The 21,609-nt window shown below is 71.5% G+C and carries 19 protein-coding genes; 8 read left to right on the top strand and 11 right to left on the bottom strand.

From position 1 onward, the window contains the following. The first annotated feature begins 5 nt into the window (after nt 1-5). Genes BK819_RS05860 through BK819_RS05845 form a run of 4 tightly spaced genes read left to right on the top strand, consistent with a single transcriptional unit; the run spans nt 6 to nt 3,395 of the window. Entirely contained in the window at nt 6-956 is a 951-nt protein-coding gene (locus BK819_RS05860; RefSeq protein WP_071328318.1) for an ABC transporter permease, read from the top strand. Continuing rightward, complete coding sequence (locus BK819_RS05855; RefSeq protein ID WP_071328317.1) at nt 953-1,822, top strand: ABC transporter permease; 870 nt, start codon at nt 953-955, stop codon at nt 1,820-1,822. Before BK819_RS05860 ends, BK819_RS05855 begins: the two co-directional genes overlap by 4 nt. After that, on the top strand, nt 1,819-2,610 hold the full coding sequence (locus BK819_RS05850) for an ABC transporter ATP-binding protein (RefSeq protein ID WP_071328316.1): 792 nt from the start codon (nt 1,819-1,821) through the stop codon (nt 2,608-2,610). Before BK819_RS05855 ends, BK819_RS05850 begins: the two co-directional genes overlap by 4 nt. Beyond that, nucleotides 2,607-3,395, top strand: a complete 789-nt coding sequence (locus BK819_RS05845) for an ABC transporter ATP-binding protein (RefSeq protein WP_177173797.1) — start codon at nt 2,607-2,609, stop codon at nt 3,393-3,395. Before BK819_RS05850 ends, BK819_RS05845 begins: the two co-directional genes overlap by 4 nt. Before the next feature lie 79 nt (nt 3,396-3,474). On the opposite strand, the gene BK819_RS05840 is transcribed toward BK819_RS05845, so the two are convergent. The 3 genes from BK819_RS05840 to BK819_RS05830 are packed head-to-tail and all read right to left on the bottom strand — an operon-like array spanning nt 3,475 to nt 5,579. Next, nucleotides 3,475-4,077, bottom strand: coding sequence for a GNAT family N-acetyltransferase (locus tag BK819_RS05840; protein WP_071328315.1), 603 nt, complete (start codon nt 4,075-4,077; stop codon nt 3,475-3,477). 9 nt (nt 4,078-4,086) lie between these two features. Then, a complete protein-coding gene (locus tag BK819_RS05835; RefSeq protein WP_071328314.1) occupies nt 4,087-4,800 on the bottom strand; it encodes a uracil-DNA glycosylase in 714 nt (237 codons plus the stop codon). Beyond that, nucleotides 4,797-5,579, bottom strand: a complete 783-nt coding sequence (locus BK819_RS05830) for an SDR family oxidoreductase (RefSeq protein ID WP_177173796.1) — start codon at nt 5,577-5,579, stop codon at nt 4,797-4,799. The genes BK819_RS05835 and BK819_RS05830 overlap by 4 nt, the downstream gene beginning before the upstream one ends. Before the next feature lie 159 nt (nt 5,580-5,738). Here BK819_RS05830 and BK819_RS05825 point away from each other — a divergent pair, with 159 nt between their 5' ends. Together BK819_RS05825 and BK819_RS05820 are read left to right on the top strand one after the other, a co-directional pair. Continuing rightward, entirely contained in the window at nt 5,739-7,061 is a 1,323-nt protein-coding gene (locus tag BK819_RS05825) for a bifunctional o-acetylhomoserine/o-acetylserine sulfhydrylase (RefSeq protein WP_071328312.1), read from the top strand. A 105-nt stretch (nt 7,062-7,166) separates the two neighbouring features. Then, nucleotides 7,167-8,372, top strand: a complete 1,206-nt coding sequence (locus BK819_RS05820; RefSeq protein ID WP_071328311.1) for a homoserine O-acetyltransferase — start codon at nt 7,167-7,169, stop codon at nt 8,370-8,372. 6 nt (nt 8,373-8,378) lie between these two features. Here BK819_RS05820 and BK819_RS05815 read toward each other — a convergent pair whose 3' ends face one another. Genes BK819_RS05815 through BK819_RS05795 form a run of 5 tightly spaced genes read right to left on the bottom strand, consistent with a single transcriptional unit; the run spans nt 8,379 to nt 12,635 of the window. After that, nucleotides 8,379-8,984: an NUDIX domain-containing protein gene (locus BK819_RS05815; RefSeq protein ID WP_071328310.1), complete on the bottom strand. Its 606-nt coding sequence runs from the start codon at nt 8,982-8,984 to the stop codon at nt 8,379-8,381. Nucleotides 8,985-8,993: 9 nt separating this feature from the next. Next, nucleotides 8,994-10,223 carry an MFS transporter gene (locus tag BK819_RS05810; RefSeq protein WP_071328309.1) on the bottom strand — a complete coding sequence of 410 codons (1,230 nt, stop codon included), beginning with the start codon at nt 10,221-10,223 and terminating at the stop codon, nt 8,994-8,996. Nucleotides 10,224-10,232: 9 nt separating this feature from the next. Further along, the gene (locus tag BK819_RS05805; RefSeq protein ID WP_071328308.1) at nt 10,233-10,565 is read right to left on the bottom strand and encodes a thiamine-binding protein; all 333 of its coding nucleotides are present in this window, start codon (nt 10,563-10,565) and stop codon (nt 10,233-10,235) included. Between the two features lie 4 nt (nt 10,566-10,569). After that, nucleotides 10,570-11,784, bottom strand: coding sequence for a hypothetical protein (locus BK819_RS05800; protein ID WP_083391681.1), 1,215 nt, complete (start codon nt 11,782-11,784; stop codon nt 10,570-10,572). Between the two features lie 20 nt (nt 11,785-11,804). Further along, nucleotides 11,805-12,635 (bottom strand): ADP/ATP-dependent (S)-NAD(P)H-hydrate dehydratase, encoded by an 831-nt coding sequence (locus BK819_RS05795; protein ID WP_071328306.1) that lies wholly within the window; start codon nt 12,633-12,635, stop codon nt 11,805-11,807. A gap of 56 nt (nt 12,636-12,691) precedes the next feature. On the opposite strand from BK819_RS05795, the gene BK819_RS05790 reads away from it, so the two are divergent. Continuing rightward, nucleotides 12,692-13,759, top strand: coding sequence for an NADH:flavin oxidoreductase/NADH oxidase (locus tag BK819_RS05790; RefSeq protein ID WP_071328305.1), 1,068 nt, complete (start codon nt 12,692-12,694; stop codon nt 13,757-13,759). A gap of 59 nt (nt 13,760-13,818) precedes the next feature. On the opposite strand, the gene BK819_RS05785 is transcribed toward BK819_RS05790, so the two are convergent. The 3 genes from BK819_RS05785 to BK819_RS05775 form a co-directional block, all read right to left on the bottom strand. Continuing rightward, nucleotides 13,819-14,880 carry a hemolysin family protein gene (locus tag BK819_RS05785; RefSeq protein ID WP_071328304.1) on the bottom strand — a complete coding sequence of 354 codons (1,062 nt, stop codon included), beginning with the start codon at nt 14,878-14,880 and terminating at the stop codon, nt 13,819-13,821. Further along, entirely contained in the window at nt 14,877-16,196 is a 1,320-nt protein-coding gene (locus tag BK819_RS05780) for a hemolysin family protein (protein ID WP_071328303.1), read from the bottom strand. The genes BK819_RS05785 and BK819_RS05780 overlap by 4 nt, the downstream gene beginning before the upstream one ends. 113 nt (nt 16,197-16,309) lie before the next feature. Beyond that, entirely contained in the window at nt 16,310-17,764 is a 1,455-nt protein-coding gene (locus BK819_RS05775) for a GuaB1 family IMP dehydrogenase-related protein (RefSeq protein ID WP_071328302.1), read from the bottom strand. A 161-nt stretch (nt 17,765-17,925) separates the two neighbouring features. Here BK819_RS05775 and BK819_RS05770 point away from each other — a divergent pair, with 161 nt between their 5' ends. Continuing rightward, nucleotides 17,926-21,609, top strand: a complete 3,684-nt coding sequence (locus BK819_RS05770; protein ID WP_071328301.1) for a multifunctional oxoglutarate decarboxylase/oxoglutarate dehydrogenase thiamine pyrophosphate-binding subunit/dihydrolipoyllysine-residue succinyltransferase subunit — start codon at nt 17,926-17,928, stop codon at nt 21,607-21,609.

Below are 21,609 nucleotides of genomic sequence, written 5' to 3'. Positions count from 1 at the left end.
GCTCCGTGCTGCGTTACGCGCTCGTCCGAGGAGCCCTGCTGATCGCAGGGCTCCTCGTGTCGAGCGCGCTCATCTTCCTCACGCTGCGTGTCTTCCCCGGCGACGTGGCCCAGCTCATCGCCGGCACCCAGGCCTCCCCTGCCGAGGTCGAGGCGCTGCGGGAGTCGCTGGGGCTGAACCAGCCTCTGCTCGCGCAGTACGCCGACTGGATCGGCGGCATCCTCCGCGGCGACCTGGGCACCTCGCTGCTGTCCGGTGCCTCCGTCGGCGAGGAGCTGCTGCTCAAGGCACAGGTCACCGTTCCGCTCGGGATCATGTCGTTGGTGATCGCCGTGCTCATCGCTGTGCCCTTCGGCATCCTCGCCGCCCTGCGCCGCGGCCACCGCGACGGCACGGCGCTCAGCGTCGGCGCCCAGGCGCTCGCGGCGGTGCCCGTCGTCTGGGCGGGCATGATGCTGATCGTCGTGTTCTCCGTGTGGCTCGGCTGGCTGCCGCCCCAGGGCTTCCCCCGCACCGGATGGTCCACGCCGGGAAGAGCGATCGAGGCGCTGCTGCTGCCGGCCCTCACCATCGGCATCGTCGAGGGCGCCATGCTCATGCGCTTCGTGCGCAGCGCGACCCTGCAGGCGGCCGGACAGGACTTCGTCCGCACCGCGGCCGCCAAGGGGCTGACGAAGACCCGCGCCCTCATCCAGCATGGCATCCCGGCGGTCGGGCTATCCATCATCACGGTCCTCGGCCTCCAGGTCGCCGGGATCATCGTCGGGTCGGTCGTGATCGAGCAGCTGTTCACGCTTCCGGGCATCGGCCGCATGCTCGTGACCGACGTCGGCACGCGCGACCTCGTCAAGGTGCAGAGTGAGCTGCTCGTCCTGACCGGCTTCGTGCTGGTGGTCGGCTTCCTCGTGGATCTGCTGCACCGGGCGATCGACCCTCGACAGCGGGAGGCCGCATGAGCACGCGCTGGTTCCCTCGACTCTGGCGCACCTCGACCGGCCGGTTCGGACTGATCGTCATCGCCCTCGTCGCCCTGGCGGCCGTCGTGTCCCTCTTCTGGACGCCGTTCGACCCGCGGGCCTCGAACATCGGCGACCGCTGGCTGCCGCCGGGGTGGCCGCACGTGCTCGGGACCGACGACACCGGGCGCGACATCCTGAGCCTGCTCATGGCGGGGGCGCGGACCACTGTGTTCGTCAGCGTGGGCGCCGGACTCGTGGCCACAGTGGTGGGGATCGCCCTCGCCGCCCTCGGCGCCCTGACCACCCGGCTCGTGCGGGAGACGGTCGCCGTGTTCGTCGACATCCTCATCGCCTTCCCCGTGCTGCTGATCGCGATGATGATCTCGTCGGTGTGGGGCGGGTCGCTCTGGGTCGTGATCTGGGCGGTGGGGATCGGTTTCGGCGTGAACATCGCGCGGGTCACGCGGCCGGAGCTGCGCCGCGTGCAGCAGAGCGACTTCGTGCTGGCCGCGCGCGCGTCGGGCCTCACCCCCGCGCAGAGCCTCGTCCGTCACCTCCTGCCGAACGTGGCACCGGTCTTCATCGTGCAGCTCTCATGGTCGATGGCCGTGGCCGTGCTCGCGGAGGCCGGCCTGTCGTACCTCGGCTTCGGGGCCTCGGTCGTGGAACCGAGCTGGGGTCTGCTGCTCGCGGATCTCCAGCGCTACATCGGCGTGCACCCGCTCACCGTGATCTGGCCCGGGCTCACGATCACCCTGACCGTGCTGGCCCTCAACCTGCTCGGCGACGGGCTCCGGGAAGCCACGGACCCCACCCTGCGGCACCGTGCCGCTGAGACGCACACACCGGCGGTGGTCGCATGAGTCTGACGGTCGAGGATCTCGTCATCGAGATCGACGGACGCCGGGTGGTCGACGGCATCTCGCTCCAGGTCCCCGACGGCACCCGCCTCGGGGTGATCGGCGAGTCCGGTTCCGGGAAGTCCCTCACGGCGCTCGCCGTGCTCGGACTGCTGCCGGAGGGGGCGACGGCACGCGGGAGCATCCGGTGGGACGGGACCGAGCTGATCGGGATGCCGGACCGTGAGCTCGCCCGGCTGCGCGGCGACGACATCGGCATCGTGTTCCAGGAACCCCGGACGGCGCTCAACCCGATCCGGACGGTCGGCCGCCAGATCGCGGAGTCCATCCGCATCCACGAAGGCCTGGGCCGGCGCGAGGCCCGTGACCGGGCGATCGCGGAAGCCGCCCGCGTGCGACTCCCCGACCCGGAGACCATCGTCGACCGGTATCCGCACCAGCTCTCCGGCGGCCAGCGGCAGCGCGTCGCGATCGCCATGGCCCTCGCCTGCCGTCCGCGGCTGCTGATCGCCGACGAGCCCACGACGGCCCTGGACGTGACGATCCAGGCCGAGATCCTGTCCCTGATGCTCGGGCTCGTCGCCGACGAGGGCATGTCGCTCCTGTTCATCACGCACGACCTCGCGGTGCTGTCCCAGGTGGCGACGGAGGGAGTGGTGCTCGAACACGGTCGGGTCGTCGAGAGCGCGCCGGTGTCGCGACTGCTGACCGCGCCGACCTCTCCTGTCACGCAGGGGCTGCTGCGGGACGCGACCGCGACGCTCTGGCGGCCTGAGGGAGGAGAGGCATGAGCCTCATCGAAGCGCGCGGGCTGCGACGGGACTTCGTCATGCCGAAGCGGACGGCGTTCGAGCGCACCCGGCGGCAGACGGCCCTGGAGCCGACCGACCTGGACGTCTCCGAGGGGGCGTCCCTCGGGATCATCGGCGAGTCCGGCTCGGGGAAGTCGACCCTCGTGCGGCTCCTGCTGGGTCTGGACCGACCGACCGCGGGAACCGTGTCGGTGGCCGGCCGGATCGTCGACGCGGGGGCCTCCGCCCGGTCGCTGCACTGGCTGCGTCGGCAGACGGGACTCGTCTTCCAGGATCCCTACGCCTCCCTCGACCCCCGGATGACCGCGGGGCAGATCGTGCGGGAGCCGTTGTGGGCCCTCGGCATCGACGGCGATCACCGTGCCCGGGTGCGCGAGGTCATCGCCCGCGTCGGCCTCGACCCCGAGATGGGCGACCGCTATCCGCACGAGTTCTCCGGCGGACAGCGGCAGCGGATCGCTCTCGCGCGCGCTCTCGTCCATCGTCCGCGGATCCTCGTGGGCGACGAGCCGCTGTCGGCGCTGGACGTCACGGTGCGCGCGCAGATCCTCGAGCTTCTCGCGGAGCTGCGGGTCGCGGACGAGCTCACGCTGCTGCTCGTGTCGCACGACATCGGCGTGGTGCAGAACCTCTGCGACGCGGTCGTCGTCATGAAGGACGGCCGCATCGTCGAGCGCGGTCCGACCCGCGACGTGCTCCTGCACCCGACCGCCGACTACACCCGCACCCTGCTCTCCGCGATCCCCGTCATCCCCGACGCCTGATCGCCGACCCACCCCTTTGCGGCTGCTCCGGCCCGTTGCGTGCGCCCGCAACGGGGTGGGAGGCACGCAAAGGGGTGGGTCAGCGCGGGAAGAGGGAACGACGACGCGGACGCAGCGGGCGGCGCAGCGACACCGTGCCCAGATCGCGCCCGAACTTCCGACCGACGCGCCCCATGCGTCCGGCCTCCACGAAGCCGAGCTTCTCGTGCAGCCGGATCGAGGCCTCCGCCCCCTGATCGCTGATCACGGCGATGATCTCGCGGAGTCCCCGCTGCTCGCAGGCCTCGATCAGCGCCTGCAGGAGCGCCGATCCCAACCCCTTCCCCGCAGCCCCCGGCCCGAGGTAGATCGCGTCCTCGACGGTGTAGCGGTAGGCGTTCTTACCGGCCCACGGCTGCACGAGCGCGTATCCGAGCACCGCACCGGACGGCGACACGGCCACGAGGAACGGCAGCCCGAGGCGCTCCAGGAGAGTGAACTTGTCCCTCCAGTACGGGATGCTGCTGCGTCGCTCGTCCAGGGTCACGGCCGAATTGCTGACGAAGTGGTTGTAGATCTCCCGGACGTGGGGCAGATCCGCCGCCCGCGCGGGACGGATGACATAGGAGAACGTGTCCGGCGCGGTGGTCCTGCGGAGATGACGCGGGAGAACGCGACGTCGGTCCCCGGGCTCGAACTGCATGCGCTCAGCTTAGAGACCAGGGCCCTCGCCCTCCACCCTCCAGTCCACCGGAGCACTGCCGAGCTCTTCCAGAAGCGCGTTCGCGCGGGAGAAGGGCCGGGAGCCGAAGAAGCCGCGGCGGGCGGAGAGAGGGGACGGATGAGCCGACGCGATCACCGGGGTGTCGCCGAGCAGCGGCTGGAGGTTCGCGGCATCCCGCCCCCAGAGGATCGCGACGAGCGGCTGGTCGCGCGCGACCAGGGCACGGATCGCGAGCTCCGTCACCTGCTCCCACCCCCAGCCGCGGTGGGAGGCGGCCGCACCGGGGCGGACGGTCAGGACTCGGTTCAGCAGCAGCACGCCCTGATCGCTCCACGCGGTGAGGTCTCCGTGCGGCGCAGGTGGAAGGCCGAGGTCGGTCTCCCGCTCCTTGTAGATGTTCGTCAGGCTCCGTGGCAGCGGGCGCACGTCGCGGTCCACGGCGAACGACAGCCCGATCGGGTGCCCGGGGGTCGGATAGGGGTCCTGGCCCGTGATCAGCACCCGCACGTCGGCGAGCGGTCGCTGGAAGGCACGCAGCACGTTCGGCCCCGCCGGAAGGTAGCCGTGGCCGGCCGCCTGCTCGGCGCGCAGCCGCTCCCCGAGCGCCGTGACGGTGTCCTGCACCGGAGCCAGCGCCTCCGCCCACCCTGCGTCGATCAGCCCCTCGTCCGCGAGCTCGGCGAGGGTGCGTCCTCCGGTCACTCGACGGGCCGGACCCGCAGCGGTCCCCGCGCGAGCAGGTGCTGCGCCGACTGCGCGACCGGACGCATCGTGATGAGGTCGAGGTTCACGTGGGCCGGCGCGTCCAGGGCGTAGGCGATCACGTCCGCCACGTCCTCGGCGCGAAGGGGCGCCTCGACCCCGGAGTACACGGCCTCCGCGGCGACGGCGTCGCCCCCGAGCCGGTTCAGCGTGAACTCCTCGGTGTGCACCATGCCCGGGGCGACCTCGGCCACCCGGAGCGGCTCGCCGTTGAGCTCCTGACGCAGCGCACGGACGAGCATCGCCTCAGCCGCCTTCGCCGCGTTGTAGCCCGCGCCGCCCGGGTAGGCGGTCTGCGCGGCCGTCGAGGTCACGAACAGGAGGTCGGCATGGCCGTCCGCGTCCGCGGTGCGGCGGAGCAGCGGCAGCAGCCCGGCGACGAGGCGCTGGGTTGCGAGCACGTTCGCGTCGTACATCCACTGCCAGTCGGCGAGCGCGGCGTCCTCGACGCGGTCGGTCCCCCGCGCGCCGCCGGCCACCTGGACGAGCGCGTGCACCGGTCCCGTGCGCTCCAGCTCGGCGAGGAGCGCCGCCACCGCCGCGTCGTCGGTCAGGTCGCAGGCGATGGTCGATGCCCCCGTCTCCGCGGAGAGCGCGGCGAGCCGGTCGGCACGGCGGGCGACGCCGACGACGTCCCACCCCCGAGACCGCAGCACCCGCACCGTCGCCTGACCGATCCCGGAACTCGCACCTGTCACCACTGCACGTCTGTTGGCCATGCCCTCCACCGTACGATGTCCGCGGAGGTTCCGCCCGTTCTCGGCCCCTCATCGTGTTACGTCACATTTCCCGGTCGTTGTTGACACGGCGCGATATTCCGTACTCTCGCTGCAAGGGCACCAGCCCATCCGACCTTCCGACCGTTCCAGGGGGAACACATGTCCGCACCCGAGACCTGGCGTTTCGAGACCAAGCAGATCCACTCGGGCGCCGCCCCCGACCCCGTCACCAAGGCCAGGGCGACGCCGATCTACCAGACCACGTCCTACGTGTTCGACAGCGCCGACCACGCCGCCAACCTCTTCGCGCTCGCCGAGTTCGGCAACATCTACACCCGCATCCAGAACCCGACCCAGGACGTCCTGGAGCAGCGCCTCGCCGCGCTCGAAGGGGGCACCGGCGCCCTCGTCCTCTCCAGCGGTCAGGCCGCCTCGACCTTCGCGATCCTCAACATTGCGCAGGCCGGCGACCACTTCGTCGCGTCGAGCTCGATCTACGGCGGCACCTACAACCTCTTCAAGTACACCCTCGCCAAGCTCGGCATCGAGGTCACCTTCGTCGAGAACCAGGACGACCCCGAGGAGTGGCGTCGCGCCGTCCGCCCGAACACGAAGCTCTTCTTCGCGGAGACCATCGGCAACCCGCAGATCAACGTGCTCGACATCCGCACGGTCGCCGACATCGCGCACGAGAGCGGCGTCCCACTGATCGTCGACAACACGATCGCCACCCCGTACCTCATCCGTCCGTTCGAGCACGGCGCCGACATCGTCGTCCACTCGATCACGAAGTTCCTCGGCGGCCACGGCACCACGATCGGCGGCGTCGTGATCGACGGCGGCTCCTTCGCCTGGTCGGAGAACGTCGAGAAGTTCCCCGGTCTCACCGAGCCGGACCCCTCCTACCACGGCGCCAGCTACACGGCCGCGGTCGGCGACCCGCTCGCCTACATCATCAAGGCCCGCGTGCAGCTGCTCCGCGACCTCGGCTCGGCCATCGCCCCGCAGAGCGCGTGGAACCTCATCCAGGGTGTCGAGACGCTGTCGCTGCGCATCGAGCGCCACGTGCAGAACGCCCAGGAGATCGCCGAGTGGCTGGACAGCCGTGACGACGTGGCCGCGGTCAACTACTCCGGCCTGCCGTCCTCGCCCTGGTACGCCAAGGCGAACGAGTACGCCCCGAAGGGTGTCGGCGCCGTGCTCTCGTTCGAGCTCAAGGGCGGGGTCGAGGCCGGACGCGAGTTCGTCAACAGCCTCTCCCTGTTCAGCCACCTCGCCAACATCGGCGACGTGCGCTCGCTCGTCATCCACCCGGCCTCCACGACGCACGCGCAACTCACCCCGGAGCAGCAGCTCACCGCGGGCGTGACCCCCGGCCTCGTGCGCCTGTCCGTGGGACTCGAGAACATCGAGGACCTCAAGGCCGATCTCGACCAGGCCCTCGCCGCCGCGCGCGCCGTCTCGGAGGCCGCACGCGCCTGAGCGCATGCCCTCGCGAAGGCCCCGGACCGCACGGTCCGGGGCCTTCGTCGTGTCCGGTGTCGTAACCTGCGGGCCGGGACGCACCCGCCAGGCGAGAATGGAGACATGGACTGGCAGACGACCTCCGAGGACACGGTGCCGTCGGCACCGGTGACGGAGGCCGACGTCCGGCTGCTCCGTGCCCGCCCGCCGGCCACCGGCGCCTGGCGGGACGGCGACCCCGTCGGCGGCCGCCGATTCGCCGCGTTCGGCGCTTTCACCACGGAGAGCGGAGCCCAGCTCCCCGGCATCCGCCTCGCGTACGAGAGCTGGGGCGAGCTCAACGCGGCTCGCGATAACGCCGTTCTCGTCCTGCACGCCCTCACCGGGGACAGCCATGTGCGTGGAGAGGCCGGTGCCGGCCACCCGACCGCCGGCTGGTGGGAGGACGTCGTCGGCCCCGGTGCGCCGCTCGACACCGACGAGTGGTTCGTGATCGCGCCGAACATGCTCGGCGGCTGCCAGGGATCGACCGGCCCCGCGAGCATCGCCCCGGACGGCTACGAGTGGGCGTCGCGCTTCCCCTACCTCACCATCCGCGACCAGGTGGCGGCGCAGGTGCGCCTGGCCGACGCGCTCGGCATCGACAGCTGGGCGGCGGTGATCGGCGGCTCGATGGGCGGCATGCACGCGCTCGAGTGGGCCGTGGCGCAGCCGGACCGCGTGCAGCGCCTCGCCGTGCTCTCCTCGCCCCCGGTCACCACCGCCGACCAGATCGCGCTCAACACCGTGCAGCTCGAGACGATCCGCATGGACCCGCGCTTCCAGGGCGGCGAGTACTACGACCTCGCGGACGGCGACGGCCCGCACCGCGGCCTGGCCCTGGCCCGCCGCATGGCGCTGCTGAACTACCGCAGCCCGATCGAGCTCAACCAGCGATTCCAGCGCTCCTGGCAGTCGGACGTGTCGCCGCTCGGCCACGGCGGACGCTTCGCCGTGGAGTCCTACCTCGACTTCCACGGGAACAAGTTCACGCGCCGCTTCGACGCCAACAGCTACATCGCCCTCGTCGAGGCCATGAACTCGCACGACGTCGGCCGGGGCCGCGGCGGCGTGGAGGAGGCCCTGAAGGCGGTGACCGCGACGACCCTCGTCCTCGGCATCGACAGCGACCGCCTCTTCCCCGTCGACGGTCAGCAGCGGATCGCCCGGAGCATCCGGAACGTGCTCGACGGCGAGGCGGTGGTGCTCACGAGCGACTTCGGCCACGACGGGTTCCTCATCGAGACCGAGGCCGTCGGCACGCACCTGCGGCGCCTGCTCGACGCCTGAACCGCGTCAGGCCGGGTCGAACCGCCACGGCAGGGTGTGGGCGTGCAGGGTCCCCTGTGCCCAGCCGAACGCCCGCCCCCCGTCGCGCACCTCCGTCTGGAACAGCTCGACCGCTCCGCCGGAGGCCAGCGCGGCCTCGACGTCGATGAAGGCGGAGAGCCGGTGCAGCGTGAGCCAGGTGGGCGGGAAGAGCCGCCACTCCCCCGCCGCGTGCCGCTCGAAGGCCGTGCCCGGTGACACCCAGGCGAGCTCGACGACCTCGTCGGCGGCAGGCGACGGCTCGGCGTCGGGGGCGAGGGCGAGGAAGAACCAGGTGCGGATCCGCACGGGCGCCTCTGCGGGCGGCCGCCATTCCGACAGAGGCACCAGGTCGTCGACGACGAGTCCGACCTCCTCCGCGGTCTCTCTGGCGGCAGCACGGCGCGCGTCCTCGACGTCCGCGGCGCCCGCCTGACGGTCCCCCGGCTCGACCTTCCCGCCGGGGAACACCCAGGCGTCCGCGAAGGAGCCTCGCGACGGACGGCGCAGCAGCAGCACCTCGAAGCCGCCGGGGCTCGGGCGCAGCAGCACGACGGTCCCGGCGAGGGGGAGGTCGTCGTCGGGAGCGGTCACCCCGTCACTCTACGACGCGAGGACCGGCGTCTGCGCCACCCGCCGTGCCTCCACGCGGAACGACACCAGAGCGATGAGGAGTCCGGCCACCGCGAGCACCGCCCCGGTCCATGCCGGCGCCGTGAAGCCCCAGCCGATCGCGATCACGATGCCGCCGAGGAAGGCACCGAGGCTGTTGCCGATGTTCAGGGCGGAGTGGTTCATGGCCGCCGCGATGGACTGGTTGTCGCCGGCCACGTCCATCAACCGCGTCTGGATCGTCGGGCTCAGCACGGACGAGACGAACCCGACGAGGACCACCACGAGGCTCAGGCTCACGATCCAGAACGAGAGCACGGCGAGGAGAGCGAACACGACGGCCATCGCGGCGAGGCCCAGCAGCAGCGTGCGGCGGAGGTCGATGTCGGCGAGATGACCGCCGACGAGGTTCCCGCCCGTCATGCCGAGCCCCATGAGCACGAGCACGATCGGCACGACCCAGTCCGGGGACCCCGCCACCTCCGTCACGAGCGGGGCGATGTAGCTGTAGACGGCGAAGAACCCGCCGAAGCCGATCGCCCCCACCCCGAGCGTGAACCAGACCTGACCGATGCGGAACACCCCGAGCTCCGCCCGCATCGTGCGTCCGGGGTTCCCCGGGTGCGCGGGCACGAACAGCGCGATGAAGACGGTGGCGAGCGCGAAGACGAGCGCGACGACCGCGAAGGCCGCGCGCCAGCCCCACTCCTGGCCGAGGAAGGTGCCCAGCGGCACGCCGACGACATTGGCGACCGTGAGCCCGGTGAGGATGAACGCGACGCCCTTGGCACGGTTGCCCGGCCCCATCACATCGGCGGCGACCAGCGCGCCGATGCCGAAGTACGCGCCGTGCGGGAGTCCGGCGAGGAAGCGCGAGACCCCGACGAGCTCGAACGTCGGCAGCACCACGGTGAGGGCGTTGAAGACGGTCAGCGCGAGGGCGAGCACGATCATCACCCGATGCCGCGGGTAGCGGGCGACGAAGCCGGCGATGGTCGGGGCGCCGACGACGACGCCGAGTGCGTACAGCGAAATCAGCCAGCCGGCCTGGCTCAGCGCCTCCTCCTGGCTCGACGCCCAGACGGACGGGAGGAGGTCGGCGGCGATGTTCGGCAGCAGGCCCATGACGACGAACTCGGTCATGCCGATGCCGAAACTGCCGATGGCGAGGGAGAGGAGCGCCCACTTCGCCGCACCCCTCGAAGGTGTCGAGGGATTCACCGGTTCAGCTTACCGGTCGTCGGACTCCTCGATCGCCGCCTCCAGGCGCTCGACCTTGGCGTCGAGCTCTCCCGTGTAGCCGGGGCGGATGTCCGCCTTGAGGACGAGGGACACCCGCGATCCGTACGGCATGACCGCCTCGGTCGCCCGCTTGACCACGTCCATCACGGTGTCCCAGTCGGGCCCCTCGATCTCGGTGAACATGCTCGTCGTACGGTGCGGGAGGCCCGACGCGCGGACGACGCGCACCGCGGCGGCCACGGCATCGTGCACGGAGGCATCGGTGCGCTCGGCGCCGTCGGCGGGCGTGCCGCTGGGGGCGACGGAGAAGGCGATCAGCATGGGTTCACTCCTGGTTTCGAGGACGACGGACGGCGGGGACCCGCGCGAGCGCGACGGCGCTCACGGCGGCGAGGACGACGAGCAGGACGTTGCGCATCGTCAGCAGCAGGACGGGGGCTTCTTCGGCACGCAGCAGCCCGTCATAGCTCAGCGGATACACGAGACACGTGAGCAGGCACAGCGCGAGCACCAGGGCGGCGGCGGTGCGTGCCCTGCGGCGGTCGAGCACGAGCCACAGGATCACGGGTGCGAGCAGCCAGGTCTGGAACTGCGGCGAGCCGACCTTGTTCAGGCCGATGAGCACCGTCACCAGGAGCAGGGCCAGCGGCGGGAAGAGTCGCGCGAACGACGCACCGCGCGCGGCCTTGACCCCGCCGACGACGGTGACGACGGCCGCGGCGAGCACCAGGAGCGGGGTGAGGACCGTCGCGACGACCTCCGCGCCCGGCGCGACGATCTGGAAGGTGAGGATGTCGTAGCTGTACTCGATGCGGGCGGCCCCCGTCACGGCCATCCAGAGGAACGGCGTCGCGGCGACCGCCTCGATCTGGAGCCCCCGGCCGGTCTGCGCGGTGAGGAAGCCGAGGATCTCGGTGTCGGCGCCGAGCATCAGGAGCACCACCACCACACCGGCGGTGACGCCCGCGGCGGCCAGAAGCATCCGCAGCCGCGCCCTCCCGGCCGCGACCGCCGCGAGGAGGAGCGCACCGGGCCAGATCTTGATCCAGACGCCGATGGCCAGCAGCGCCGCGGCGATGGTCGGGCGGGTCACCAGCCAGAGGCCGGCCACGACGGCGATCGGCACGGTGACGGCATCGATGCGGTACAGCGCGATGGGTCCGAGGAGGAGCAGGGCCGCGCACCAGAACCACGCGGCGGTGCGCCGCGCCCGCACGTGTCCGCGCCCGACGAGCACGGCGAAGGCGACGGCGTCGAGCACCGTGACCAGCAGCGCCCAGCCGATGAGGTAGGCGCCGGAGACGCCGAGCAGCGGGAGGAACGGGGCGGCGAGCACGGCAGCGAGCATCATCGGCAGGAGCGCGAGCTGCGGGTACACCCAGGACTCCGTGACGCCCACGGTCTCCCCGCCGCTCCACGCGGCCGTCGCCCAGGGCTCGTAGACCAGCACGACGTCCCCCATGGGCTGGCTCGGGTAGACCCAGCCCAGCCATGCGGTCAGGACGTGGACGAGGAGGAAGGCGATCCACAGCGCGAGCACGCTCCTCCGGGCCGTGGTCCTCACGACAGGAGGTCCGCGACCGCGCGGGGCAGCGCCTCCGCGACGTCGAGCGCCACGATCGGATGACCGCTCGCGCCCCCGGTCGCCGCGGCGGCGAGGCGGGCGGCGTGCCCGTGCAGCCAGACGGCCGCCGCGGCGGACTCGACGAGCGGGCTGCCCGGATTCGCGGCGATCACGGCGGCGACGATCCCCGCCAGCACGTCCCCGGTCCCGGCCGTCGCGAGCCAGCCGGTCCCCGCCTCGACGGCGATGAGCGTGCCGTCGGGTGCCGCGAGGACGGTGCGCGCGCCCTTGCGCAGCACCACGCCGTCGATCGCGGCGGACACGTCGCGGACATCGGCGAGATCGTCCCCCGCCCCGTCGATGCCGACATGCTCGCGCAGCCGCGCGAACTCCCGGCCGTGCGGCGTGGCGACGAACGGGGCGCGGGCGGTCGGCGCCAGATCGAGCGCTCCGGCGTCGATGACCACGGGGACGTCGCCGTCGACGATCTCCCGCAGCGCCTGCGCCTCCGCCGTGCTCCGGTCGTCCGGATCGGTCCCGGACCCGATCACCCAGGCGCCGATCCGCGTGCGTCCGGCGTCCGGCCCGCCGACGGTCTCCGGGCGCCGGGCGAGCACCGCCGCGACCGCGGGCGGCGCGCCCACGTAGCGGACGAAACCGGCACCGGTGCGCCACGCGGCCTCGACGCCCAGCACCGCGGCGCCGGGATAGGCGGCCGATCCGGTGCGCACGCCCACGACGCCCCGCGAGTACTTGTCATCCTCGGCGGTCGGCGTGCGGAAGAACCGCGCCGCGTCGCTGCGGGACCACTCGCGCACGTCGCTCATGACTCCACGTTAGCCCGACGGCCCTGTCCGGTCCGCGCCGGCGGTACCGTCGAACGGTGAGTCTTCTCTTCTCTCCGCTGACCATCCGCTCCGCCACGTTCCGCAACCGCCTCTGGGTGTCCCCCATGTGCATGTACAGCGCCGTCGACGGCGTGGCGCAGGAATGGCATCACACCCACCTCGCGCAGTTCGCCTCGGGCGGTGCCGGACTCATCGTCGCCGAGGCCACGGCCGTCGTCCCGGAGGGGCGGATCTCCCCGCGCGACCTCGGCCTCTGGGACGACGCTCAGCGCGACGCACTGGCCCCGATCGTCCGCGCGATCCACGATCGAGGGTCCGCTGCGGGCATCCAGCTCGCGCACGCCGGGCGGAAGGCCTCGACCTGGTGGCCGTGGGCCGACGAGCGCGGCTCGGTCCCCGCCGCGGCAGGCGGATGGATCACCAGCGCACCGTCTGCGGTGGCCTACGAGGGGTTCGCCGCCCCGGTCGCCCTGGACGCAGCGGGCATCGACCGCGTGGTCGACGGGTTCGCCGCGGCGACCAGGCGGGCGCTCGATGCGGGCTTCGACGTCATCGAGATCCACGGCGCCCACGGCTACCTCCTGCACCAGTTCCTGTCTCCGCTGTCGAACCTCCGAGAGGACGCCTACGGCGGCTCGCTGGAGAACCGGGCCCGGTTGCTGCTGCGTGTCGTGGACACGGTGCGCGAGACGGCCGGCGACGACGTGCCGCTGTTCGTCCGCATCTCGGCGACCGATCATGCCGAGGGCGGCTTCACGCCCGAGGAGGCCGCGACGGTCGGCGGCTGGGCGACCGCGCGCGGCGCCGACCTCATCGACGTCTCCAGCGGCGGCCTCGTCGCGCACCAGCGCATCAGCGTCTCCCCCGGCTACCAGGTCCCGCTGGCCGAGACCGTCCGCCAGGGCGGGCGGATCCCGGTGTCGGCCGTGGGCCTCATCACCGCCGCCGCCCAGGCCGAGCAGGTACTCGCCGACGGGGCGGCCGACGCGATCTTCGCCGGACGGGAGTGGCTGCGCGACCCGCACTTCGCGCTGCGGGCCGCACACGAGCTGGGCGACGAGGTCGCCTGGCCGCCGCAGTACGAGCGAGCGCACTGGCGCTGACGCCCACGACGAAGGCCGCCGGTTCCCGAGGGAGCCGGCGGCCTTCGCGTGTCCGGATGTCAGTGGCCGCGGACGCGACGGGTCGCGTCCTGCACCTCGCCGACGAGCTCCTCGAGGATGTCTTCCAGGAACAGCACGGCGGTGGTCTCCCCCCGGGCGTCGCGGACCTTGGCCAGGTGGCGACCCGCCCGTCGCATGACGGCGAGCGCGTCCTCCAGATCGGTGTCCTCCTGCACGGGCACCATGTGGTGGATGCGCTTGCCGGGGATCGGCTCGAGCACCTTGGCCTCGGCATCCGGGCCCTCCGAGGCCCGCAGGATGTCCTTGAGGTGGACGTAGCCGATCGGGACGTCCTCGTCGTCGACGATCACGTAGCGCGAGAACCCGTAGCGGGCGACCGCCTTCTCGATGTCGTCGGGCGTGGTCGTCTGCGGCAGCGTGACGAGGTCGCCCAGCGGCACGGCCACGTCGCGCGCCTTCTTGTCGGTGAACTCGACCGCGGCCGTGACCGTGCCCGCGGTGTCCATGAGCACACCCTCACGGCGCGACTGGTTGACGATGGTCGCCACCTCGTCGAGGGTGAACGTCGACGCCGCCTCGTTCTTCGGCTCCACGCGGAAGAGGCGCAGCACGCCGTTCGCCGCCGCGTTCAGCAGCCAGATCACCGGCATGAACACCTTCGACACCCACACCAGCGGCGTCGCCAGCAGCAGCACAGCCCGGTCCGGGACGGAGAACGCGAGGTTCTTCGGGACCATCTCGCCGAACACGACGTGCAGGAACGACACGATGAGCAGCGCGATCGTGAACGACACGACGTCCACCGCGCCGTCCGACCAGCCCAGCGCGTGCAGCGGCACGGCGAGCAGATGGTGGATAGCGGGCTCGGACACGTTCAGGATGAGCAGCGAGCAGATCGTGATGCCGAGCTGCGAGGTCGCGAGCATGAGCGTCGCGTGCTCCATGGCGTACAGCGCCGTCTTGGCCGGGCGCGAGCCGCGCTCCGCCTTCGGCTCGATCTGCGAGCGCCGCGCGGAGATCACGGCGAACTCGGCGCCGACGAAGAACGCGTTCGCCGCCAGCAGGACGACGAGCCAGGCGAGGCCTCCCCAATCGCTCACAGGGACACCCCCTCGATGACGACGGCATCCGGTCTCGGGACGTAGCGCACCCGATCCACCCGGCGGCCGTCCATGCGGACCACCTGCAGCGTGCCGCTCTCCAGCGGCACCTCGTCGCCGACGACCGGCACCCGCTCGAGGACGCTCATGACGTAGCCGCCGACCGTGTCGTACACATCGCCCTCCGGGACCTCGACGCCCGCACGGCTGCGCAGCTCATCCGGACGCAGTTCGCCGGGAAAGGTCACCCCGTCGCGGTTGCGGATGACGCCGGCCCTGCTCCGGTCGTGTTCATCGGAGACCTCGCCGACGAGTTCCTCCACGAGGTCCTCCAGCGTCACGATGCCCGCCGTCCCGCCGTACTCGTCGACGACGACCGCGAGCTGGTAGCCGCGACCGCGGAGGTCGGAGATGAGCGCGTCGACGTGGGCGGTCTCCGGCACGCGGAGCGGGTCGGTCGCGAGGGCACCCACGGGCACCTCGGCCCTGCGCTCCCGCGGCACCGAGATGGCGGCCTTGAGATGCACGACGCCGGTGATGTCGTCGAGGTCCTCATCGAAGACCGGGAAGCGGCTGTGGCCGGTGCGACGCGCCAGCTGGATCACGTCGTCCACCGAGTCGCCGGCGGCGATCGCGTGCATGCTCGGGCGCGCCGTCATGACGTCCGCCGCCGTGAGCCGGGAGAAGGTGAGCGTGCGGTCGAGCAGCGTCGCGGTGTCGGCCTCCAGCACTCCGGCACTCGCCGAGCGTCGCACGAGCGAGGAGAGCTCCTCCGCGCTGCGCGCGCCGGAGAGCTCCTCCTTGGGCTCGATGCCCATGCTGCGCAGCACGCCGTTGGCGCTGCCGTTCAGCACGACCACGGCCGGCTTGAACACCGTCGTGAAGGCGATCTGGAACGGCACGACGAGCTTCGCCGTGGCCAGGGGCAGCGCCAGCGCGAAGTTCTTCGGGACGAGCTCGCCGAGGATCATCGACAGCACTGTCGCGACGAACATCGCCACCACGGTCGCGATGGGGGCGACGGCGGCTTCCGGGATGTTCCAGGCGACGAGCGTGGGGCGCAGGAGGTTCGACAGCGCCGGCTCCATCGTGTATCCGGTCAGCAACGTGGTCAGCGTGATGCCGAGCTGCGCGGAGGAGAGATGCGTCGAGGTGTGCCGCAGGGCGCTGATCGTCAGCGAGAGGCGGGACTCGCCTCGCGCCTGCCGCGCTTCGAGGTCCGCACGGTCGAGGTTCACGAGGGCGAACTCGCTCGCGACGAAGAGGCCGGTGCCGACCGTGAGCAGAAGCCCCACGCCCAACATGATGTAGTCCATCAGATCTTCCTCTCCGGGGAGAGAACGGGACGGTGGGGCGATGTTCGGCAACTGGGAGGGTCGTCCATAGTGCGCTCGATTCTACAGAAGCGGACTGTGGTCGCGGCGGGTGATCACCAACTGACCGGCAGCGCCTTGCCCTCCTCGTAGCCCGCCGCCGACTGCAGTCCGACGAGGGCGCGGTCGTGGAACTCCGGCACGGTCGCGGCCCCGGCGTAGGTGAAGGACGACCGCACGCCCGACGTGATCATGTCGAGCAGGTCCTCGATCCCCGGGCGCAGCGGGTCGAGGTAGATCTTGGAGGAGGAGATGCCCTCGGCGAACAGCTCCTTGCGCGCCCGCTCGTAGGCGTCGAGCCGACCGAACCGCGCCTGCACGGCCTTGGTCGAGGCCATGCCCCAGGACTCCTTGAACAGACGCCCGTCCGCATCGCGCTGGAGCTCCCCCGGGGCCTCGATCGTGCCGGCGAACCAGGAGCCGACCATGACGGAGGCCGCACCGGCCGCGAGCGCGAGCGCGACGTCCCGCGGGTAGCGCACCCCGCCGTCGGCCCAGACGTGCGCTCCGGCCTCGGCGGCGGCCTGCGCGGTCTCCAGCACCGCGGAGAACTGGGGACGACCCACCGCCGTCATCATCCGCGTCGTGCACATCGCCCCGGGGCCGACGCCGACCTTGAGGATCGAGGCGCCCGCGTCGACGAGATCACGCACGCCGTCCGCGGTGACGATGTTCCCCGCGACGATGGGGAGCCCGAGTCCGAGGGACGCGACCTCCTGCAGCGCCCGGAGCATGCCCTCCTGGTGGCCGTGCGCGGTGTCCACGACGAGCACGTCCACCCCGGCCGCCGCGAGCGCCTTCGCCTTGGCGCCGACGTCGCCGTTGATGCCGACCGCCGCGGCGACGGCGAGGCGCCCGTCGGCGTCCACGGCCGGCCGGTACAGCGTGGCGCGCAGAGCGCTGCGGGCGCTCAGCGTCCCGACGAGGTATCCGTGGTGGACGACGGTGACGATCTCGACGTCCGCCTCGGTGATGACGTCGAAGGCATGCCGCTCGGAGCCGATGTCGTCCGCGTCGATCGACGGCGTCCCCCGGTGCACGAGGTCGCCGAGCTGCGCGTCGGGCAGCGCGGTCGCGAGACGGGTGGCCGGGAGCACGCCGACGATGCGGTCGACGGGGATCGGCGCCGCGCAGGAGCCCACCACGATCCCGTGGCCCGCCGCAGCGGGGAGCAGGCGGAGGGCGTCCGCGACGGTCGCCTCCGGGGGCAGCACGAGCGGCGTGTCCCAGAGCACCGGCTGACCCTTCACGTCGCGGATCGCGGCGTCGAGCTCCTGGAGCGGGAGGTCCTGCGGCAGCACGCCCAGCGCCCCGCGGCGCGCGAGCACGGCCGCGAGCCTCGGCCCGGTCACCGAGTTCATGTTCGCGGCGACGAGCGGCAGCGTCGCCGGCGTACCGTCGTGCGGAGCGAGATCGACCTGGAGGCGACTGGTGACGGCCGAACGGCGCGGCACCAGGAAGACGTCCGAGTAGGTCAGATCGACGGTCGGCTGCGCACCTGAGAACTCCATGCCTCCACGGTACCCAGATCGGCGCGGCACGGGTCGGTCTCTTCGACGTCTCTGCGGTCGAAACAGGTTAGGCTTGGTGGTCGAGAGTGTGCGGGCCCGAGCGCATCCTGCGTCGTGCGTCCGCATCGGAGATCTTCAGCGATGAAAGAGGGCGATAGAGCGTGTCGAACCAGGTGACCGGCGTCGGTGGCGACGGGGGGTTCGGAGCCAATTCCTGGCTCGTCGAAGAGCTCTACGAGCAGTTCAAGGAGAACCGCGACTCCGTCGACAAGGAGTGGTGGCCCATTCTGGAGAAGTACCACTCCGAGACCACCGCAGCCGGAGGCGCTGCCTCTCCCGCCGCGACCACGGCACCGGCGCACCCCGTGACCGCTCCCATCCCCGTGATCGGTGCACAGCCCGTCGCCCGCACCACGGCGAAGCCGGCGGCCGCCGCGCCGATCCCCGCCCAGGCGCCGAAGCCGAAGCAGGAGTCCACGGAGACGCAGCCGCCGTCCGAAGAGGACAAGGTCACCCCGCTGCGCGGTCTGCCGAAGACCCTCGCCGCGAACATGGACGAATCGCTCACCGTCCCCACCGCTACGAGCGTCCGCACGGTCCCGGCCAAGCTGATGATCGACAACCGCATCGTCATCAACAACCACATGGCCCGCACCCGCGGCGGCAAGGTCAGCTTCACCCACCTCATCGGCTGGGCCCTCATCCGCACCCTCGACGAGTTCCGCAGCCAGAACGTCTTCTACGCCGAGATCGACGGCAAGCCCTCCGTCGTGGCCCCCGCGCACGTCAACCTCGGCATCGCGATCGACCTGCCCAAGCCGGACGGCACCCGGGCCCTCATGGTCCCGAGCATCAAGCGCGCCGACACCATGACCTTCACCGAGTACCTCGCCGCCTATGAGGATCTCGTCACCCGCGCCCGCGCCAACAAGCTCACCGCCGCCGACTTCCAGGGCACGACGGTCTCGCTGACCAACCCGGGCGGCATCGGCACGGTGCACTCGGTCCCGCGTCTCATGAAGGGCCAGGGCTGCATCATCGGCGCCGGCGCCCTCGAGTACCCGGCCGAGTTCCAGGGCGCGAGCGACAAGACGCTCAACGAGCTGGCGATCGGCAAGACGATCACGCTCACGAGCACCTACGACCACCGCGTCATCCAGGGTGCCGGCTCGGGCGAGTTCCTGAAGAAGGTGCACGAGCTGCTGATCGGCCAGCGCGGCTTCTACGACGACATCTTCGCGGCGCTGCGCATCCCGTACGCGCCGATCCGCTGGAACCCGGACATCGCGGTCGACCTCGCCGAGCGCGTGGACAAGCAGTCCCGGGTGCAGGAGCTCATCAACTCCTTCCGCGTGCGCGGCCACCTCATGGCCGACATCGACCCGCTCGAGTACCGTCAGCGCTCGCACCCCGACCTGGAGATCGAGAGCCACGGCCTGACGTTCTGGGACCTCGACCGCGAGTTCGTCACCGGCGGGTTCGGCGGACGCCGCGTCGCCAAGCTCCGCGACATCCTCGGTGTGCTGCGCGACTCGTACTGCCGCACGCTCGGCATCGAGTACATGCACATCCAGGACCCGGAGCAGCGCCGCTGGTTCCAGGAGAAGGTGGAGGTCAAGTACCAGAAGCCCGGCCACGACGAGCAGCTGCGCGTGCTGCGCAAGCTCAACGAGGCCGAGGCCTTCGAGACCTTCCTGCAGACGAAGTTCGTCGGCCAGAAGCGCTTCTCGCTCGAGGGCGGCGAGTCGCTGATCCCGCTCCTCGACGAGATCCTCCAGGGCGCGGCCACGGCCGGGCTGGAGGGCGCCGCGATCGGCATGGCTCACCGCGGCCGCCTGAACGTGCTGACCAACATCGCCGGCAAGACGTACGGCCAGGTCTTCCGCGAGTTCGAGGGCACGCAGACCCCCGGCAACCAGCGCGGCTCGGGCGACGTGAAGTACCACCTGGGCACCGAGGGCACGTTCGTCGCCGACGACGGCTCGGCGCTGCCGGTGTATCTCGCGGCCAACCCCTCCCACCTGGAGACGGTCGACGGCGTGCTGGAGGGCATCGTCCGCGCCAAGCAGGACCGCAAGCCCATCGGGACCTTCGCCTGGCTGCCGATCCTCGTCCACGGCGACGCGGCCTTCGCCGGCCAGGGCGTCGTCGTCGAGACGCTGCAGATGTCGCAGCTGCGCGGCTACCGCACCGGCGGCACGATCCACGTGGTCGTCAACAACCAGGTCGGCTTCACCACGACGCCGAGCGACGCCCGCACCTCGGTCTACGCGACCGACGTGGCCAAGACGATCCAGGCGCCCGTCTTCCACGTGAACGGCGACGACCCCGAGGCCGTCATCCACGTCGCGCAGCTCGCGTTCGAGTACCGCGAGCGCTTCCACCGCGACGTCGTGATCGACCTCGTCTGCTACCGCCGACGCGGCCACAACGAGGGCGACGACCCGTCGATGACGCAGCCCCTGATGACCGACCTCATCCAGGCGAAGCGCTCCGTCCGCCGCCTCTACACGGAGTCTCTCGTCGGTCGCGGCGACATCACCGAGGAGGAGTACGACGAGGCCAAGGCCGACTTCCAGAACCGTCTGGAGATCGCCTTCGCCGAGACGCACGCCGCCGAGACCGGTGCGACCCCGATCGCCCCGGAGGAGGCCCCGCAGGTCGAGGACCAGGTCGGAGCCCCCGAGGTCACCGGTGTGCCGGCCGAGGTCATCCGCCTCATCGGCGACGCGTTCGTGAACAAGCCCGAGGGCTTCACGGTGCACCCGAAGATCCAGCAGCTGCTGGAGAAGCGCCTCGACATGAGCCGCAACGGGAACATCGACTGGGGCTTCGGCGAGCTGCTCGCCTTCGGCTCGCTCCTGGTCGAGGGCACCCCGGTGCGCCTCGCCGGCCAGGACTCGCGCCGCGGGACGTTCGTGCAGCGGCACGCCGCGCTCCACGACCGTGCGAACGGCCAGGAGTGGCTGCCGCTGTCGAACCTGTCCGACGCGCAGGGCCGCTTCTTCGTCTACGACTCGCTGCTCAGCGAGTACGCCGCGCTCGGCTTCGAGTACGGCTACTCCGTGGAGGCTCCCGAGGCCCTGGTGCTGTGGGAGGCGCAGTTCGGCGACTTCGTCAACGGCGCCCAGTCGGTCATCGACGAGTACATCTCCGCCGCGGAGCAGAAGTGGGGTCAGCAGTCCAGCGTCACACTCCTGCTCCCCCACGGCTACGAGGGTCAGGGGCCGGACCACTCCTCCGCACGCATCGAGCGGTTCCTGCAGCTGTGTGCCCAGGACAACATGATCGTGGCGCGCCCGTCGACCCCGGCGTCGCACTTCCACCTGCTGCGCCGTCAGGCCTACGCCCGTCCGCGCAAGCCGCTGATCGTGTTCACGCCGAAGGCGATGCTGCGCCTGCGCGGCGCGACCAGCCCGGTGGAGGCGTTCACCGGCGGCCGCTTCGAGCCGGTCCTCGACGACGACCGCGGTCTCGACCGTTCCGCCGTGAAGCGCGTCCTCGTGCACAGCGGCAAGGTGCACTGGGACCTCCGCGCCGAGCTGGAGAAGAACCCGAACCCGGAGATCGCCCTGGTGCGTCTGGAGCAGCTCTACCCGACGCCCATCGAAGAGCTGAAGAAGATCACCGACTCGTACCCGAACGCCGAGCTCGTGTGGGTGCAGGAGGAGCCGGAGAACCAGGGAGCCTGGCCGTTCCTGGCACTGGCCTTCGCGGACGTCCCCGGCGACCGCTCCTTCCGCCCGGTCTCGCGTCCGGCGTCTGCCTCGCCGGCGACGGGCTCGTCCAAGGTGCACGCCACCGAGCAGGCCACGCTCATCCGCGCGGCGGTCACCCTGGGCTGA

It is taken from the genome of Microbacterium sp. LCT-H2, from assembly GCF_001866135.1.
Classification (GTDB): Bacteria; Actinomycetota; Actinomycetes; order Actinomycetales; family Microbacteriaceae; genus Microbacterium.
Note: the sequence above shows the minus strand (reverse complement) of the source record. Positions and strands in the feature narration are given on the sequence as shown.